The following is a 19,047-nucleotide window of genomic DNA, read 5'->3' on the forward strand; positions in this document are numbered from 1 at the left end:
AACAATGTAATCTTCATGTCACCTTTATCGATCGTTCCAATCCTTTCCATTCGTTATACTAAAAATATAAAGTGAAACTTCACTCAGCGAGGAGGATCCGTCTCCCGCTAATTATTAAATGAACGTATAGCATGCAATTGATATGTAGAGGAGAATGTAACATGAAACAAAACAAACAAGCTATCTTTTTAATATTTGCTACAGCAATTGTAACTTCTGGACTGGCAATTCTACCTTGGTTTATTATATAGAACACATTAAAAAAGCTTATTGCTTCTTAAGAAGCAATAAGCTTTTTTTCTATTATAAAATCCCGAAAAATTTATTTACACAACTTATCATAATAAGCATAGATACCGCAACACACATTACAATCGCATTACGATCTTGCTTTTCTTTTTGTAAAAGTTCTACTTTTTTACTCATGTGTACAATCCCCTTTATATTAAAAAAAGTGTGAGATAGGAAATTTTTCTTATCCGATGCGAGGTGAATACGAAAACCCTCTCTATCTCACATACACAATAGAATGGAATTGTCATTTTATAAATAAAATGACATGACGTTATGTCGCAACATAGGGTATTTGTGTCGCTACGTTTTCTATTATAAAAAATAGTTGTGCAAAACTAGTGCATTTTTTATGTCAATTGCCCTGATTGAAAAAATCAGCCATCCATTCAATCACATAAAAAGAGTTTTTTATTATTTTCATGTAAACTATACAAGTAGAATGAATAGTTTGGGGTGCACAAGATTATGGTGAAAATTTTATTAGTAGACGATGAAGAACGTATGTTACGATTGTTAGATTTGTTCTTAAGCCCTCGTGGCTATTTTTGTATGAAAGCTACTTCTGGCCTTGAAGCGCTAGAATTAATCGAACAAAAGGACTTCGATATTATTTTATTAGATGTTATGATGCCGAATATGGATGGGTGGGATACTTGCTATCAAATCCGTCAAGTTTCCAACGTTCCAATTATTATGCTAACAGCTCGCAACCAAAATTATGATATGGTCAAAGGCCTGACCATGGGAGCAGATGACTATATTACAAAACCATTTGATGAGCATGTATTAGTCGCACGAATTGAGGCCATATTACGCCGTACGAAGAAAGACGGATTTGTTAGCTTCAATGGTATTGAGTGGGATAAAACGAAACATACTGTTACCGTTTATGGTGAAAGAATCTCACTAACTCCTATTGAATTCTCGTTACTTGGACTCTTTTTACAAAATACAAACCGCGCTTACAGCCGTGATGATTTAATTGAAAAAATTTGGGGATATCAAACAGACATCGAATACAGAACTATCGATTCACATATTCGTAATATCCGTGATAAATTACGCAAAAAAGAATTTCCAGTTGAAGATTACTTAGAAACCGTCTATAAAGTCGGATATAAATGGAAAAGTGAATAATTACTTCGGTCAGTGGGGATTGATAAAACCCCACTGATTAAAGTTTCACTTTATATGAAATAAGGTATGGTGAGAAAATGAGCAAACTTTCCCTTAAAGTTGGGACATACTTTTTAATATTAGCTTTATGTATTGAGACAATTGCTTTCGTATCTTTTTATAAAAGTCTTTCAAAAATGCGGGTTGAAGAGGAAACCGTTGCTCTATTAGAGAAAGGCAATCGGTATCGTGACAAAATTGTAAACCGAGCAAAATGGAATGAACATTCTAAACAAACTCCAAACACCGAACGTCCTAAACGCCCTTGGTATCAAGAATTCACTATCGAGCATGCAGCTGAAGAATTAATTGGATCAGAATTAATTGCTAATACCGATATCACTATCATTATAACTGACAATAACGGCAAAATCATTTCCACCTCAGAACCCGTAACGAAAGAAATGCAAAAACAACTTACTTGTAAAACGGAAACTATTCCTAAAAGTGGGTTGATTGTAGAAAAAAACTGGAAAAAATCGAAATTCATCTCAACAGTAAGCCCACTTGAAATAAATGGATTTCAAGGTAACTTACATATGTTATTAAAAACATCCTTCTTAGAAAATATGCTACTTAAACTCATGGATCAATTCATTATCGTGAGTATTTTAACACTTATTTTAACAACTATTTCTGTCTTTGTTTTTTCTCGTGTTATTACAGAACCGCTTATAAAAATGAAGCGGGCGACAGAAAAAATGTCGAAATTAAATAAGCCGATTCAATTAGGAATTAAACGAAATGATGAACTTGGAAGCTTAGCAAAAACGATTGAAGATTTATCTAGTGAACTTACGTATATGAAAAAAGAACGAAACGAATTTCTCGCTAGTGTAGCGCATGAATTACTAACTCCATTAACCTATATGAAAGGTTATGCAAAGGTAGCAAAAAGAGATTCTCTAACGAAAGAAGAACGTGAAGAATACTTACAAATCATTGAAGACGAAACGGATAGTGTAACTGATCTCGTACAAGATTTATTTATGCTCGTACAATTAGAGCAACATCAATTCGTTATTAAAAAACAAAAAATGCTCCTGAGGCCATTTTTAGAACGCATGGTTGAAAAAACAAAAACAACATTAACGAACAAACAAATGCAAATTCATGTATACTGTAAAAATGATTTAGAAGTTTGTATAGATGAAAGGCGTATGGAACAAGTGATGTTAAATTTATTGCATAATGCTTATCAACATTCGCTAGAAAACACTTCTATAACAATACGTGTACTAGTAGCCAGTGCGAATACTTTTACAATAAGTATACAAGATGAAGGTGAAGGTATTCCTGAAGAAGATATCCCACACATTTTCGATCGCTTTTATCGTGTCGATAAATCTAGAACACGAGCTACAGGTGGAAAAGGTATCGGACTGGCTGTTGCAAAAGAAATTGTAGAACTTCATAATGGTTCTATTGAAGTTAAAAGTGAAGTAGAAGTCGGAACAGAATTTATAATTGAATTACCATTTGAATAATATATGCGTGAAATCACCAGTAGTAGTCAACACTACTGGTGCTATTTTATTTATAAAACCAGCTCATATAAGCTAAGCTTTTGAAATTATTCTTATTTCAATATAAAATATAGGTATAACTGTCAAAGATTTGGAGGGTGATACAATTGGATATCCATGTATTAACAAAAGACGAAGCAGAAATTTACTTAGAACTTCGAGTAGAAGGATTAAAACAAAATCCGGAAGCTTTCAGCTCTTCTTATGAAGATATTATTAATAAAGAGTGTGCTATTGAATATAAAGCCCAAAAATTAGCACAAGATGAGAACTATACGCTAGGTGCATTTAAAGATGGCACTTTAATCGGAGTTGCAACACTGGAAACGAAACCATATGTAAAACAAGAACATAAAGCAAAAATCGGTTCAGTATACGTGTCTCCAAAAGCACGCGGACTTGGAGCGGGAAAAGCACTTATTAAAGAATGTCTTGAGCTTGCTAAATCTTTAGAAGTAGAGCAAGTTATGCTTGATGTTGTTGTCGGAAACGATGGTGCAAAAAAACTTTATGAGTCATTAGGCTTTAAGACATTTGGTGTGCAAGAACGTTCATTAAAATATAACGGACAATATTGGGATGAAGAGCATATGGTTCTTTTCCTAGATGAAGAAAAATAATAAAAAAACATCCTCCATTTATGAGGATGTTTTTTTACTTTCTTGTAAACCATGCTGTATATAATAATTGAATGGCCTCTTCAATTTCTTCCTCTAATAAAGTCGCAAATCCAAGCAATACTGTACTTTTGGGAGAAGTCCCTTCCTTATAATATATCGAAGCAGGATACACTTTAATACTCCTTTCAGCTGCAACTTCCATTAATTCTTTCTCTTCCATCCCATTATGCACTTTTAATAAAATATGTAGGCCGGAATCTTCCCCTATTACTTCAATGCGATTAGAAAAATATTTTTCTAATACCGAAACAAGACGGTCTCTCTTCTTTCGGTACACAACACGCATTTTATGAATATGTTTTTCCCAATGCCCGTCATTTAAAAATTTCCTAATGATCTCTTGATCCATTCTTGAAACGCTTTGTGTGTAAAATAAATATTGCTCTTGATACTGCTTAATAAGGGATTTTGGTAACACCATGTAACTCATCCGTAATGATGGCAATAGCGCTTTAGACAGCGTCCCCATATAAATAACTTTCCCATCTCTATCTAAACCTTGCAGCGCTGGAATTGGCTTTCCTGAATAGCGAAATTCACTATCATAATCATCCTCAATAATATATCTTCCTTCTTCTTTTTCCGCCCATTGTAACAGCTGCAGTCTTCTCGTAATTGGCATAATCATCCCGCAAGGAAACTGATGCGAAGGTGTAACAAACACAATATTAGCTGAACTATTTTCTAACTCTGAAATACAAATACCATCTTTATCTAAAGATAACATTTGAACATTTTGTTCACCCTGCTCGAAAACAACCATCTTTCGGTGGTAGCCTGGATTTTCAACTGCATAACCACTTCCTTTTAACAATTGAAATAACAACTTCACTAATATTTGCGTACCAGCTCCGATTACAATTTGACTAGCCGAACATCGCACACCTCTTGATTCATATATATAGCTCGCTATTTCTTCACGCAAGCTCACTTCACCTTGTGGATGTCCAAGAAAAAGTAATTCTTTATTCTCTAATTGCCATACCTCGTTTGTAATTTTTCGATATACATGAAACGGAAAAGTACTAGTATCCACACCCGTTTGAGTGAAGTCAAATTTATACTCCTTATCTTGAAAAGGCGCTTCTCCTATTACCTCTTCACTGCCTTCCACATGAATCATTTGCTCGATTTCACATACAAAATAACCTTTTCTAGAAATCGACTCAATATATCCTTCGGCAAGAAGTTGCTCATAAGCAGCTTCAACTGTATTTTTACTCACTTGTAAATATGTCGCCAGCTTCCTCTTAGCCGGTAATTTCGTAAAGGCCGGAATCGTTCCATCTTTAATCTCTTTTTTTATATACTCATACAATTGTACATACAATGCTGTCTTACTATTTGCATTCAAATTAGGCGTTAATTCTAACACAATAACTGACCCCTTTCAAAAACACATAACTGATACTTTTTACAGTATCAGAAGTTCTATATAATTCCTTTTATCATGTAACGCATTAATAATCAAATACTAGAGAGGAGATGCATGATAATGAACAAAAGTAGACGTATTGGACTTATTATGATTATTACAGGAGCCACATTATGGGGATTATCTGGACCGATGATTCAATGGCTATTTCAACATACTAACGTATCATCACTTGATTTTTTAACAATTCGCTTGTTGCTTGCAGGAATATTTATTTTGTCTTTCTTACTAATAAAGAAACAAAACATATTTCAAATTTGGAAACACCCTAGACATTCTATACAGCTTATTATTTTCTCTATTCTTGGCATGCTTGGTGCGCAGTACGCTTTTATCGAAACAGTTCATATTAGTAATGCGGTCACGGCAACACTATTTCAATTTCTAGGTCCTGTTCTTATTACCATTTACGTTGCGTTTGAGCAAAAGAAATTCCCTGCTTCTATGCAAATACTCGCAATTATAACTGCTCTAACAGGGACATACTTTATTATTACAAACGGTTCAATTGAAAATATTGTTTTATCTAAAGCAGCTATTACTTTCGGCCTGTTAACAGCGATTGGTTTTGCGTTTTATACCCTTCATCCGGCTTCTCTTATTAAAGAATGCGGAACAACTATAGTAATTGGCTGGGGGATGTTAATTGGAGGGATTGCACTGCTTATTTGTAATCGTTCTTTTGGGTGGAATCAGATTTTGCAAACTTTCACACTTCAAACTTTTTCTATGCTTATTCTTATCATTATAAGTGGCACTCTTTCTTTCCTTCTTTATATCGGGAGTCTTAAATATTTAGCAGCAACAGAAACAAGTATTTTATCTAGCATTGAACCACTTGTAGCTGCCATCGTTTCAATCGCTTGGCTTAATGAGTCTTTTGGAGCATATCAATTATTAGGCGGAGTATGTATTGTTCTTTCTGTTATTTTCTTAACAATGCCTCAAAAAGAGAGAGAACCAACCTTTTCAACTGAGCAAATATAAAGTGAAACTTTAATCAGTGGAGGTTTTGTTCATCCCCACTGATTATTAGCCCGCACCAATCGGACGTTTACGGGCAGTTAATGCGGGATAGAAAATGTCAAAAGAGGTCGTACAAAACTTACGACCTCTTTTTATGATTTAAAGGAATTGTCCCGCCTGCTAGCAAATACAATTACACTAACAATAAAAATTAGGAGTGTGGCACTATGAAAAAAATCGGAACTATGCTACTTTTCTCCTTCCTCATTACTGGCTGCGCGCAAATGCAACCCGATTCAAATGCACCTAAAAAAGAAGTAATAGAAACGTCATCCTCTCAAATTAACGCACCTTCCTTTTTTCACCTTAGTGTCTTAAAAGATGTAAATTGGGAAGAAGCACCATCATTCGTAGAAGGAAAAATACCGTTAAAAGGCATTGAAAGAAAAATTGCAATGGCTGATAGCTCTATTATCGCAAATGAGCAAAATGAAATAATGTGGTTCTTCCTGGATCCTGAAATGCCAACTGGAAAACTATCTATTATCGCGTTAAAACAAGGAACTACAACTCCAACACCAGTACTCTTTCAAAAAGAAACTTCCAAACAAACTTGGACTACTTCAAATACAGTCGATACAACCATAAAGGAACTCCCTCTCGTAATGTCACTACCTTCATCTGGATTATGGGTATTAAACATATATGTGAATGAAAAATATTATGATCAATTTGTAATCAATGCCGAATAAAGTGACAAAACTGAAACACTTCCTTACAACAATGTAATTTCTACGTCACGTACTTCGATAGTTGGATTATCTCTCTTCTCTTATACTTAAAATAAGAAATGAAGCGAGGAGAGATGAGAGATGAAAAAAATGATAGAAGTGATCGTAGCAGTAACTGAGGTTTTAGTAAATGGTAAACAAGTTGCAATGGAATTAAATAAATAATGAAAGGGGCTTGAATAAATTTACACTTCTTCATTTTTTTAATTTCTTATCTCAAAAAAAGCAGTGCCTTTTTAAGGCGCTGCTTTTGACTATTTATAACTTGGCATTTTCGTAATTTGCGCCACTCCTGAATCAATGGCTGCTTTTGCTACCGCTTCTGCAACACTTGGAACAACTCTTTTATCTAATGGATTTGGAATTACATAATTCGCATTACGCTCTTCGTCCGTAATTATGTTAGCGATCCCATATGCTGCCGCTAATTTCATCTCTTCTGTAATATCAGTCGCACGAACATCTAACGCACCACGGAATATTCCAGGGAACGCCAATACATTATTTACTTGATTCGAATAATCAGAACGTCCAGTTCCTACTACAGCTGCCCCAGCTGCTAATGCGTCCTCTGGGAATATTTCTGGGATTGGATTCGCCATTGCAAACACAATTTGTTCCTCGTTCATCGTCTGTATAAGTTCTTTCGTTAATACGTTTGGAGCAGATACACCGATGAAAATATCAGCTTGATGAATCGCTTCCTTTAATGTTCCACGTACATATTCTCGGTTTGTCTTCTTTGAAACTTCGATTTGCGCTTCGTTCATCCATGTTTCACCTTCACAAACAATACCTTCTAAACTAACTAACGTAATGTGTTTTGCGCCAGCTTTTAATAATAATTTTCCAATTGCAATTCCTGCCGAACCCGCACCGTTAATAACAATTTTCACATCGTCCATTTGTTTACTTACAACTTTTAGTGCATTAATAACAGCTGCTAAAACGACAATAGCCGTCCCATGTTGATCATCATGGAATACAGGAATATTCGTTTCTTCTTTTAATCGTCTTTCAATTTCAAAGCAACGTGGTGCTGCAATATCTTCTAAATTAATTCCTGCAAATGTAGGCTCTAAATTTTTAACAAGGGTAACGATTTCATCCACATCAGTCGTCCCTAAACATAACGGGAAAGCATCTACATTCGCAAATGTCTTAAATAAAATACTTTTCCCTTCCATAACAGGCATAGCCGCTTTCGGTCCAATATTCCCTAAACCAAGTACTGCAGTTCCATCTGAAACAACTGCAACCATATTACCACGTGCTGTATAGTCATAAGCTGTTTCCTCATCTGCCGCAATTGCTTTGCAAGACTCCGCTACACCTGGTGTATAAGTCAGGCTTAAATCATCCGCTGTATTTACTTCTACCTTACTTGTAATCTCAATTTTCCCTACTAACTCTTTATGCAATAACAATGATCTTTCATTAATTTGATTTTCTAACATACTTATAATCTCCCCTTAATTTGACAAGCTAGCTATATGAATATAGCTAGCTTGTTTGATCATGAAAACATTGTTAATAAGATTGTCGCTGTTACAACCATTGCTGCCCCGCCTAAACGCGTCGAAATTTGCGCAAATGGCATTAATTCCATACGATTTGAAGCTGATAAAATTGCAACATCTCCAGTTCCACCTAAACCGCTATGACATCCAGTTACAATCGCTGATTCAACTGGATACATTTTCATCACTTTTCCTATAAGAAAACCTGACGCTACCATTGTAAGAACAACCGATGCACAAACAACAACATATCCTACAGAAAGAACTGCTGCTACGTCTTTTAACGGAATATATAGCAATCCTAATCCGACCATTAATGGCCAAGTTAAATTCTTTGAAATAAATTTATATAAATGGAATGCTCCTTGTTCCATTTTTGCTGGCATTAATTTAAAGTATTTCACAAGTGCCGCTGAGAAAATCATAATGATTGCTCCTGGAATACCGATGAACTTAGAAGCAAATCCTCCAAAGATGAAGAACGTACACGCAATTAATAAACCTGCTCCCATTAATGAGAAGTCAATTGGCTTCTCTGTATTTTGTTCTTTTAATAACTCTGCTTGATTATCTGTTTTCACTAATACACCGTTACCACTAAGCTCAGGTCTCTTCTCACCTAAACGCTTCATATACCCTGCACTCACGATTGCAAACATATTCCCAATAATAGCTGCCGGAATAAGCTGTGATACAAACGTTGCTGATGATTCGTTTAAAATATCGCTGTAAGCTAGTGACAATGGTAAAATCCCTTCTCCAATACCACCACTCACAATAGGTACAATGATAAAGAAGAATGTCTGCTTCATTTCAAATCCAAATAGTGAGCCGACTAATAAGCCTACTGCTACAGAAGCTAACGTTCCTACTACTAAAGGAATAAACATGCGAACGAAACCTTGTACTAACACTTTCCGGTTCATTCCTAAAATACTTCCAACTACTAAACAAGAAATATATAAATATAAAAAGTTCGATTTTTTCATTAACATAGTCGCAGCTTCCATTGAAGCTGGATTCATCCAGTTAAAAAATACAAGTAACGATGGAATAAATAATGAGAGAATTGCTGGACCACCGATATTTTTTAAAATTGGAATTCTCATCCCAATGTCACCTAAGAAAATACCCATGATCATAATAACTGCAAAACCACCAATCATATCTGCTGGTAATTTATTATATACAGATGCTCCATAAATAATAGCAGCCAATACTACATATAACGGTAAAGGTATAACACCGATTTTAACGTTCATAATTTTAGAAGCGAAAGATTCACTTTTCAATTCATTGCCTTCAGAAAATGATACCGCTTCCACATTCTTTTGAATTCCCATATGGCACCCCCTTGTTTTCTTAATAACAATATTAAAACGCTTTCAATAGTAAAAATAGTTTTTGTAAGTTTTGTAATTGGTTTTGTAATTAAAAAAAGTATAAGCGACTTATAATAAGTCGCTTATACGTAAAAACTTATTTTATTTTGGTCAATACACCTTAATTTACTCACCGGTCTTCCCACATTTTGATACACCATTTCATTCTCTAATACTCCAATTTCAGTCAAAAACATTACATACTTTCGAATAGAAACTCTCGAAACCCCTACTAATTGCGCCATCTCATCTGTTGTGAACGCTTGTCCATGAAGCGATTCGATTTTCTGCCAAATTAGTTGCAACGTTTGCTTTGTTAACCCTTTTGGAAGCTCTTTAGTAACAAGAGCCTCTCTTTTGTCTTTTTGTAAAATTAGTGAATCTAGTTCCGATTGACTAATTTTTTGTTGTTCTTTCATGAAAGTAAATTTTTCTCGATACACCGTTAATGCTTCCTTAAAGCGTTCAAATGTAAATGGTTTAATTAGATAGTCTACAACTCCATATTGTAATGCTTTTTTAATACTTCCCATATCATGCACAGCTGAAATCATCATAATATCAATTTCTTTTTCTTGATTTCGAATATACATTAAAAGCTCAAATCCAGTCTCCTCAGGCATAAAAATATCAAGTAATATGAAGTCTACTCGTGACTTCTCTAATACTTGTATCGCTTCTTTAACTGAGTTAACTGCATGGACAAGCTCAAATCCTCCCACTTGCTCTAAATAATGCGTATTTAACATCGCAACCATCGGATCATCTTCTACAATCAAAACTTTGATCATTTTATCTCTCATCCCTACTTTTAGGTATTTCAATCGTTATTGTTGTTCCCGTTCCTAACAATGACTGCACATAAATTTCCCCATTTATTCGCTGTATACTTTCTTTTACAAGATACAAACCATAACCGCGATTATCCCCTTTTGTGGAATAACCTTTTGTAAATAATGCATCCACTGCGTCTTCTTCTATACCTTTCCCCGTATCTTGCACTGTAATAGTTAATGTATTCTGATATTGTATCCCAACTTCAACTTGTTTCTTTTTGCAATGTATCACTGCCTCTAATGCATTATCTATTAAGTTCCCTACAATCGTAATAAGTTCATGAGTAATACTTTCATCATATATTTCCGGCAAGTAAGAATCTTCACTTATAATTAACTTTATATTTTTCTCCCTAGCATAACTAAGTTTACCTAGTAAAAATCCAGCAAATACTGGACTTTTTATTCTTTTCATAACCCCACCAATTTCATATTGATGCTCTGATACCATGCCGCTTATATACTTTTGTAATTCTTCATATTGTTTCATATGTGTAAGCCCTAATACGACATGCATCTTATTCATAAACTCATGAGATTGTGCCCGTAATGCTTCCGCATATAGCCTAATACCAGTTAGTTCCTCGGCTAGTTTTCTAATCTCTGTTTTATCACGAAATGTTGCAATTGCGCCAACTATTTCTCCTTTTACATATAAAGGAACACGATTCGTCACAATCGTAATTCCATAAATATTTTGTTCTTCGTTTAATTGTACCTCTCCCGTTTGCAACACTTCTTTTATACGCGAATTTGGCATATACAACTCAACATCTTTACCAATAAAATCTTCTTCCAGTCCACTTTTTTTAAATAGCCGTTTCGCTTCATTATTAATTAATGTTACTCTCGCCTCTTTATCTACAGCAATAATGCCTTCTTTTACAGATTGTAACATCGTATTTCTTTCTTCAAGAATTTTCGCTATCCTGTGCGGCTCAAGACCGAATAAACTTTTCTTTATATGCCTAGCTAGCAATATTGCTCCTATAAGTCCGACTAATACTCCAACTCCGACACCGATATAAATAATATGTCTACTTTCCTTAACTCTCTCTTTTACATTATCTGCCGAGATACCAACGGCCACCGCGCCAAGTTGTTCACCTGTTTCAGAAAATATTGGTACAAACACTCGCATTGAAATACCTAAAGTTCCTTCTGCTAGCGATACATGTTCCTTTCCTTTCAATGCAGGCCCTTCATCTCCCCCAATAAAATGATGACCTATTTTTTGAGGATCTGGATGTGATTTTCTTATTCCATTCATGTCCATAACGACAATAAATTGAACACCTGTGTTTTTTAATATTCTATTTGTATACGTTTGAATTGCAGAAGTATCTGCTTTCCCAATCAAACCATCGATTACAATCGAATCATTCGCCACAATATGTGCAATTGTTTTCGCTTTCTCTGCCTGGCTATCCTCCGTTGTCCGCTCTACATTATGACTAATTAATATATCTGTAACAAGTAAAGAAAAAATTACAACTGTACAAACTAACAATGTAATCGTTTTCCATAAATTCCATAGTCTTTTTCTTTTTTTCATCCCGTTAATGACTCCCCTAATTACTGAATATAAAAATAAGTAAGGTGATATTATTTTCACCTTACTTATTTGCTGTTATTATACTTTAAATTTACTAATCATTTCTTATAGTTCTTCTGTAGCCTTTGCAATTTCATCAATAGCATTCGTTACTTCATTTTCATCGCAGCTAAACCTTTCATTGTTTCTGCTGCTCGATTAATTTCGGAAACAAAATATAATAATAACACGTATTTTTTTTTGCTGATTATGCATTTTTACATATGTAATTATTCTTAAAAGTTTAAATTACAAAATAAGAGAACTTCCATACATAGAAGTTCTCTTTCTTCTTATCAATTTTTCTTCTTTAAAACACTTCTCACAAAACCTTCTTTATAATCCGTATACTCTTATTCCCTTACTTCACTTTGAACTTTTCACATAACTAATTGCTTGGCTCCCCATCTGTATCCAAGCCTTTTCAAAATTCTCCCTCGGTACGCTTATATTCGGACTATCATTAAGAGGATCTTGAATATATACAGACTCCTTATCATATCCAACAAGAACAACACAATGTTCATTATAAGTAATAGAAACATCTCCACCATTTGTTTCCCATATAGTGAATTCATCCTCATCTAGCGGTGCATATGTTGCATTCGTAATCATGACTACCGGTTGTCCTGCTTTTACACTCTTATAAATTTCTTCTATACTTTTTCCTGTTAAATCTATAGCTTCATTCGGTAAATATTTTTTTGCTAATTGAAAAAGCGGTCCATGATATACACCGTATCCCGATTCAGAAAACGTATAAATGTTCCCCACAAATCCTTCATTCGGATTTCCTCTTACACCATCGTCTAAAAAATCTACCTTTTTGATGTCACTCGCTAATTTCATCTTATCTATAGAAACACCCGCATATTGTAACATCATCGCTAAACTTGTTACTTCGCAGCCTCTATCTAACTCTGGTAACTGCTGAATTAAAGGCACATTTGATAACATGACTTTTTCATCGTTATTACTAAACTCTATTCGTTTTTGACTTTGTATACTTGATAATAGTAATCCCTTTACTTTCTCCACATACTCTGTAATCCCATTTGTATATGCACCCCATACCCCTATACATAGTACGGACATACATATATACCACTTCCATTTCCGTATCACTCTCACGCCCTTTTTAATTCGTTAAATACGAATAAAACGCATCAGCATCTGTTTGAATCATCGGTACAAATTTTAATTCATTTCCTTTTTCAGGTTGTTCTCGTTTTATTTTTTCCGCTAGCTCTTGAATGCCTATATTCGTTCTATCCATATTAAGCTCATCTGCCATTTCTACTACTTTTTGTTCATTAATTTCTCTTAATACTTGATATATATCTTTGCCGTATAAATCAATATGATATTTTTTTGCTTCTCCCTGCACTTTTTGTTCGTACACTTCTTGTGCTAAATCTTCCATCTCTTTTCCTTTTTGAGAAATACCTAACTTTCCTGCTTCTTCTCTTACTTTCGTTCCATAGATTTCTTCCGCAATGTCTTCTATTTCTTTTCCATTTGTCGAAATACCTAATTTATCCGCTTCATCATTAATTTTAATCGTATTAATTTGAGTAATCAAATTCACAATCGATGTATTATCTATAGATATGCCTAGTTTTGACGCTTCTTGCTTCACTTTTGTTTCATAGATTTCTTCTGAAAGAGTTCCGACATCTTTTCCTTCTGCCGAAATACCTAATTGTTCTGCTTCTCTTCCTACCTCAGTCTCATGAATTTCTTTTTCTAGCGTAATTTGTTCTTTCCCATCCGTTTCAATGCCTAACTTTTCCGCTTTTTCTTCCGTATGCATTGCATGTATTTTCCCATCATTTAATTGTTCTTTACTACGCTGCGTGTAATCTGTCTTTCCTTTTTTCATTCCAGAAGGAGAGGCACCCCCTAATATACTTAAACTCATTACTCCAATAGTGAATACCGTCATCATTTTCTTTTTCAAGACTTCTTCCTCCCTCTCACGCTCTCTTTTCCCAGCTTTCCCATAATTTTTTTTATACTATACATAAACTTCATCTCTGTTAGAAATAACCTTATGATTTATCCAGTTCATTCAAAAAAACTTACAACTTTTCTTTCCATCACAGGTTTCCATTATGTAATACATGATACAAGTCGTTTCTTAACTTTCCCTTAAAAAAAAGACGACCTTGTAAAAACAAGATCGTCTTCTCACTTATATTCTTTGGTTTTTAGGTAAAATCACTTCAAAACAAGTTCCTTCTCCCCATTTGCTCTCTACCGATATTTTTCCATAATGCTTTTCTACAATCCAATTAGCGATTGAAAGACCTAACCCCGCTCCTTCTGATGGACTTCTTGCTTTATCTCCTTGATAAAAACGATCAAATAACTTTGGAATATCCACTTCTTTAACTCCTATCCCGTTATCCTTCACTTGTATGCGAATCGAACTACTCGTTTGCATACAAGTAATTTGAATATGTCCACCTTCATTCGTATACTTCATTGCATTATCTAGCAATATGACCATCAATTGATGAATTCTCTCTCTATCGCCAATAAACGATATGTCACGTTCTACTTTTAATATCATCTCTTTTTCTTGATAAGAAGCAATCTCTTTATATGGATCTACTATTTCTTCTAACAATTTATCCACTTCAAATGTTTTCTTATCCATCTCGATTTGATTAGAATCCGAACGTGCTAACAATAATAAATTGTTAACTAGTTTTGATAGCCGTCTACATTCCTTTGAAATTGTAGAAATATCCATCGCCTTTTCTTCTATCGTCGCAGATGGTGACTGGAATAATACATCTGTTTTTGATTGAATAACCGCAAGTGGTGTTCTTAATTCATGCGATGCGTCCGAAACGAACTGCTGCTGTTTCTCCCATGAATTTTGAATCGGTATGAGTGCTCTACCCGCTAGGAAAAAGCCGATTCCTATTGCACATAGACTTCCTATGCTGCAACCTATAACGAGAATTAAAAATAAAGTATTTATCATTTCTTTTTCGGCTGTTGTATCACGTACGATTTGCACAATTTGTCCGTCATCCTGAAACGCTAATGTTCTGAAATAATGCCCCTTTACTTCTATATCCTGAAGAACTCCTAATTTCTTTGGCGCAAAAGCTGGAATATTCTCTGTAAAAATAGAGAAAAATCTAGGGTTTTTCTCATCCATTGAGATTGTATTTCCCTTCCAGAACAACTTCATGACTCTTGGATCCCCAATTTGAATATTTTTCATGCCTCCCTTTGGAGGATTCTTAGATTTAACCCCATCTTTATATTCAATTATTTTTTCAAATGATTTATCTACTGCACCATAAATTCGATTATATGTGTATAAATAAATTATACTGCCTAATACCCCAATTAATACGATAAAAACTAATGAATTTACTATAGTCAAACGAATGCGTGTTTTTTGAAACATACTTCCCTTTTTCATTGTTCTTTTAATATATATCCAATACCACGAACGGTTTGAATATCTTTCTGATAACCGAATGGTTCTAATTTTTTACGTAAATGATGTACATACACTTCTACAATTGCTACTGTCGTATCTGAATCAAATCCCCAAACACGATCGAAAATTTGTTCACGCATTAAAATTTTACCGCTATTTTGAATGAGGTACTCTAGTAGCTCGTATTGTTTTAATGTCAGCTTAATACCTTGTCCATCTACTTGAATGTCTTTATCTTTTCCGAACAATTCAATTCCTTTATAGCGAATGGTCTGCTGTGTTGTTAAACTACCACTTCTGCGTAGTAATGCACGAATTCTCGCTTTTAATTCAGGGGCCTGAAACGGTTTAACAATATAATCATCTCCACCAAAGTCCAACCCTTTCACTCGATCTTCTAAAGAATCCCTCGCTGTCAAAAACAGGACTGGTGTTTCAATCTTTTCATCACGTATTTTTTGAATCACTTCAAAACCGTCCATTTCTGGCATCATCACATCAAGCAAAATGGCATCATATATATTCTGTAAAGCTAGAAATAATCCATCTTCTCCATTCAATGCTGTATCTACTTCAAATTCATCGCGTAAAATTTGTACGATAGACTCTAATAACGAGGCATTATCTTCTACTACAAGTAAGCGCATATTCTCACCTTCCACAATCTATTTCAACTCTCTTTATTATTGCATCTCTTCTCTTCATAACGAAATAATGTAATCATATTATGTAATTTCATTTTCAACTATTTCCTTCTAAAGTTTTGCTCGATATAAAATTTTGAACCTTTATTATAAAGGCTCTTTCTTAAATTTTGCTTAATAAAAAATTGAAAGAAATAAGATTCCTCTTATCTCTTTCAATTTTTTACTACATATACCTTTTTACTTGGCAACTCCAAACAATTTAACTGACCACCATACACAGCCCCGCCATCAATTCCAATAATACGATTACTACCAAAATACACTCCGCAATTCTCACTACCATGAAGCGTTTTTGTTTCCGTATGGCCAAATACAACAACCTTTTCGCCGCTATATCCATTATGAAATTCATTACGGATCCACATTAATGTATATGGTTCAGATTCAGAAACTCGGTTCATCGGCTCAACACCAGCATGTACAAAGATATACTCTTCTGTTTCAATGTAATGATCTAATTCTTGAATAAACGTTACATGTTCCTCTAATATATGAGATTGTAAAATCGGTTTTTGGAAGTTTTCCTCATTAACCGCAATGTCTTCTTCTACAAATCCATAGCTATATAACGTTTTATCTCCACCATTCCTTTTTACCCAATGGTTCCATGAACGTTCCTCATCAGTCGTTAACGCCTTGATCATCATATCTTCATGATTGCCCTTTAGAACGAGGGCTCCCTCTTCTTTTAACTCTTTTACCTTTTCAATTACTGCACGCGCATTTGGACCACGATCTACATAATCCCCTAATAAAATCAATTGATCCTGTCTTGCATCGTATTGAGCTTCTTCCAATAACTGTTCGAACTTTTCTATTTCTCCATGAATATCACTAATAACGAGTATTCTCTTCATTTCTTCTCCTTCTTTCTAAACCATTCTCTTTCTAATTATAGATTAAAATGAAGGAAATTTCTGAATACTAATCTGAAATAGCATTTATTACAAATAAAACTATTATCCTTACAACACTGTAAGTCTCTTGTCATCCAATTCGATAGTTGCAATTACTATATTTCTTTATACTAAAAGTAAGAAATGAAACAAAAAACAAGGAGAGATGAGTTATGAAAAAAGTGATGGAAGTTGTAGTAGCAGTGGCAGAGGTTTTCGTAAATGGTAAACAAGTTGCAATGGAGTTAAACAAATAATGAAAAGGACAATATTCTTTCTAGACCCTTTACTCATATAAAATAGATAAGAATTCATCATTTCTTTGATCCCTTATCTCCTTATAAAGAAAGCCGTATCCCTCATAAGGATACGGCTTTCTCTTATTTTTGATTCGTACGGGCTGAAATACTAATTGCTCTATCTGTTGCTTTTGCAGCTTCATCTAAAGCTTCTTTACTATTCTTTCCGTCATACATTGCTTCTAATGCTTTTACAACTGCATCTCTTGATTCTGGGAATACACTAATTAATGCCCCTTGAGTTGCTGGAGATTGCTTCGTCGCTTGCAATTGTTCTACTGTTACTTTTAACTGTGGATATTTTTCGTATTGATCTTTTACTAACGGCTCATTATATGCATCTGGATTAATTGAGAAATATCCTGTTGCTGTATGCCATTTTGCTTGTACATCTGGCTTCGTTAAATATTTCATAAAGTCCCAAGCACCTTGCTGCGTTTCTTCTGAAACCATATTCGTCATCCATAATGATGCACCGCCAATAACAACACCATTTTGTTTCGAATCTTCTGGATACGGAATATACGAAACGCCTACATTAAACTTAGATGCATCAATTAAATCACGAATACCAGCTGAAGAATCTAAATACATAGCAACTTGTCCAGACTGGAACGCAGCACGAATATCATCCCAACTTGCTCCATACTTTCCAAGTGCACCAGCTTTATTTAGTTCATCTAACATTCCAAATACTTTCTGTCCTTCTTTACCGTTAAATACCGCTTTCTTTGCAGCATCTTTACGGCCGTTTTCGTTGTCTACATATAAAGCACCTTGTGTCGCTAACAATTCTTCAAAGAACCAACCATAATTCAGCATTGAAAATCCATACTGTTTTACATTTCCGCCTTCTTTAATCGTTAACTTTTTCGCCGCTTCTTTTAATTCTGCATATGTTTTCGGAGCTTTCTCTGGATCTAATCCAGCCTTTGCGAAAGCATCTTTATTATAAATTAATACTGGTGTAGATGAATTAAACGGCATAGAATACATTTTTTCATCAACTGAATAATAGTTCGTAATTGCTTTTTCTAATTTTGATGTATCGTACTTATCTTTTTTAATCCAGCTATCGATAGGCGTAATCTTTTTGCTATCAATCATATACTTCGTTGTAATTTCACTCGATTGAACAAGAGCTGGCGCTTCTTTCGTTGCAGACATCGTTTTAAATTTCGTTAAAGATTCTTCGTATGTTCCTTGGAACTCTGCCTTTATCTCGTATTTATTCTGCGACTTATTATAGTCTGCAACAAGCCCATCTAGTACACCTTGTGTTTTTCCACCCATTGCATGCCAGAAACGAATTACAGTTTTATCACCATTCTTTTCAACTGGAGCTACTTTTGCCTGTGCTTCAGGCTTCCCCTCTGTTTTACTATTTGAACAAGCTGCGCCGGTTAATGCCATTGTGGCTGCCATTAAAAGAGCAGCACTTTTTTTCAATAAACTCATCTCAATCCCACCTTTTCCTAT

At 34.6% G+C, this 19,047-nt stretch carries 17 protein-coding genes; 5 read left to right on the forward strand and 12 right to left on the reverse strand.

What is annotated here, in order from left to right:
• Positions 1–303: 303 nt before the first annotated feature.
• A complete protein-coding gene (locus tag MR155_RS31825; RefSeq protein ID WP_002010441.1) occupies positions 304–426 on the reverse strand; it encodes a hypothetical protein in 123 nt (40 codons plus the stop codon).
• Between the two features lie 333 nt (positions 427–759).
• Between MR155_RS31825 and MR155_RS19065 the strand changes: the two genes are divergently transcribed.
• From MR155_RS19065 to MR155_RS19075, 3 genes are all read left to right on the forward strand, one after another.
• On the forward strand, positions 760–1,431 hold the full coding sequence (locus tag MR155_RS19065) for a response regulator transcription factor (protein ID WP_242310851.1): 672 nt from the start codon (positions 760–762) through the stop codon (positions 1,429–1,431).
• Positions 1,432–1,508: 77 nt separating this feature from the next.
• Complete coding sequence (locus tag MR155_RS19070) at positions 1,509–2,957, forward strand: sensor histidine kinase (protein ID WP_016093368.1); 1,449 nt, start codon at positions 1,509–1,511, stop codon at positions 2,955–2,957.
• A gap of 146 nt (positions 2,958–3,103) precedes the next feature.
• Positions 3,104–3,616, forward strand: coding sequence for a GNAT family N-acetyltransferase (locus MR155_RS19075; RefSeq protein WP_002029700.1), 513 nt, complete (start codon positions 3,104–3,106; stop codon positions 3,614–3,616).
• A gap of 34 nt (positions 3,617–3,650) precedes the next feature.
• On the opposite strand, the gene pdxR is transcribed toward MR155_RS19075, so the two are convergent.
• Entirely contained in the window at positions 3,651–5,051 is a 1,401-nt protein-coding gene (pdxR, locus tag MR155_RS19080; protein WP_242310852.1) for a MocR-like pyridoxine biosynthesis transcription factor PdxR, read from the reverse strand.
• Positions 5,052–5,171: 120 nt separating this feature from the next.
• Here pdxR and MR155_RS19085 point away from each other — a divergent pair, with 120 nt between their 5' ends.
• Together MR155_RS19085 and MR155_RS19090 are read left to right on the forward strand one after the other, a co-directional pair.
• A complete protein-coding gene (locus MR155_RS19085) occupies positions 5,172–6,098 on the forward strand; it encodes a DMT family transporter (protein ID WP_242310853.1) in 927 nt (308 codons plus the stop codon).
• A gap of 206 nt (positions 6,099–6,304) precedes the next feature.
• Positions 6,305–6,829 (forward strand): DUF4871 domain-containing protein, encoded by a 525-nt coding sequence (locus MR155_RS19090; RefSeq protein WP_113937871.1) that lies wholly within the window; start codon positions 6,305–6,307, stop codon positions 6,827–6,829.
• Between the two features lie 293 nt (positions 6,830–7,122).
• Here the strand turns inward: MR155_RS19090 and MR155_RS19095 are convergent, their stop codons facing one another.
• The 10 genes from MR155_RS19095 to MR155_RS19140 form a co-directional block, all read right to left on the reverse strand.
• Positions 7,123–8,325 carry an NAD(P)-dependent malic enzyme gene (locus MR155_RS19095; RefSeq protein ID WP_219300272.1) on the reverse strand — a complete coding sequence of 401 codons (1,203 nt, stop codon included), beginning with the start codon at positions 8,323–8,325 and terminating at the stop codon, positions 7,123–7,125.
• Between the two features lie 59 nt (positions 8,326–8,384).
• Positions 8,385–9,731 (reverse strand): 2-hydroxycarboxylate transporter family protein, encoded by a 1,347-nt coding sequence (locus MR155_RS19100; RefSeq protein WP_016093372.1) that lies wholly within the window; start codon positions 9,729–9,731, stop codon positions 8,385–8,387.
• 122 nt (positions 9,732–9,853) lie between these two features.
• Complete coding sequence (locus MR155_RS19105; protein WP_219300275.1) at positions 9,854–10,561, reverse strand: response regulator; 708 nt, start codon at positions 10,559–10,561, stop codon at positions 9,854–9,856.
• Between the two features lies 1 nt (position 10,562).
• Complete coding sequence (locus tag MR155_RS19110) at positions 10,563–12,161, reverse strand: sensor histidine kinase (RefSeq protein WP_219300277.1); 1,599 nt, start codon at positions 12,159–12,161, stop codon at positions 10,563–10,565.
• 405 nt (positions 12,162–12,566) lie between these two features.
• On the reverse strand, positions 12,567–13,295 hold the full coding sequence (locus tag MR155_RS19115) for a C39 family peptidase (protein WP_242310854.1): 729 nt from the start codon (positions 13,293–13,295) through the stop codon (positions 12,567–12,569).
• Positions 13,296–13,338: 43 nt separating this feature from the next.
• The gene (locus MR155_RS19120) at positions 13,339–14,160 is read right to left on the reverse strand and encodes a transporter (RefSeq protein WP_242310855.1); all 822 of its coding nucleotides are present in this window, start codon (positions 14,158–14,160) and stop codon (positions 13,339–13,341) included.
• A 234-nt stretch (positions 14,161–14,394) separates the two neighbouring features.
• Positions 14,395–15,645: a sensor histidine kinase gene (locus MR155_RS19125; protein WP_242310856.1), complete on the reverse strand. Its 1,251-nt coding sequence runs from the start codon at positions 15,643–15,645 to the stop codon at positions 14,395–14,397.
• A complete protein-coding gene (locus MR155_RS19130) occupies positions 15,642–16,313 on the reverse strand; it encodes a response regulator transcription factor (protein WP_113937945.1) in 672 nt (223 codons plus the stop codon). The genes MR155_RS19125 and MR155_RS19130 overlap by 4 nt, the downstream gene beginning before the upstream one ends.
• A 212-nt stretch (positions 16,314–16,525) precedes the next feature.
• Positions 16,526–17,230 carry a metallophosphoesterase family protein gene (locus MR155_RS19135; RefSeq protein WP_219300285.1) on the reverse strand — a complete coding sequence of 235 codons (705 nt, stop codon included), beginning with the start codon at positions 17,228–17,230 and terminating at the stop codon, positions 16,526–16,528.
• A 419-nt stretch (positions 17,231–17,649) separates the two neighbouring features.
• A complete protein-coding gene (locus MR155_RS19140) occupies positions 17,650–19,026 on the reverse strand; it encodes an ABC transporter substrate-binding protein (protein WP_242310857.1) in 1,377 nt (458 codons plus the stop codon).
• Between the last annotated feature and the right edge of the window lie 21 nt (positions 19,027–19,047).

The organism is Bacillus cereus group sp. BfR-BA-01331 (genome assembly GCF_022663915.1).
In the GTDB taxonomy this organism is placed as follows: Bacteria; Bacillota; Bacilli; order Bacillales; family Bacillaceae_G; genus Bacillus_A; species Bacillus_A mycoides.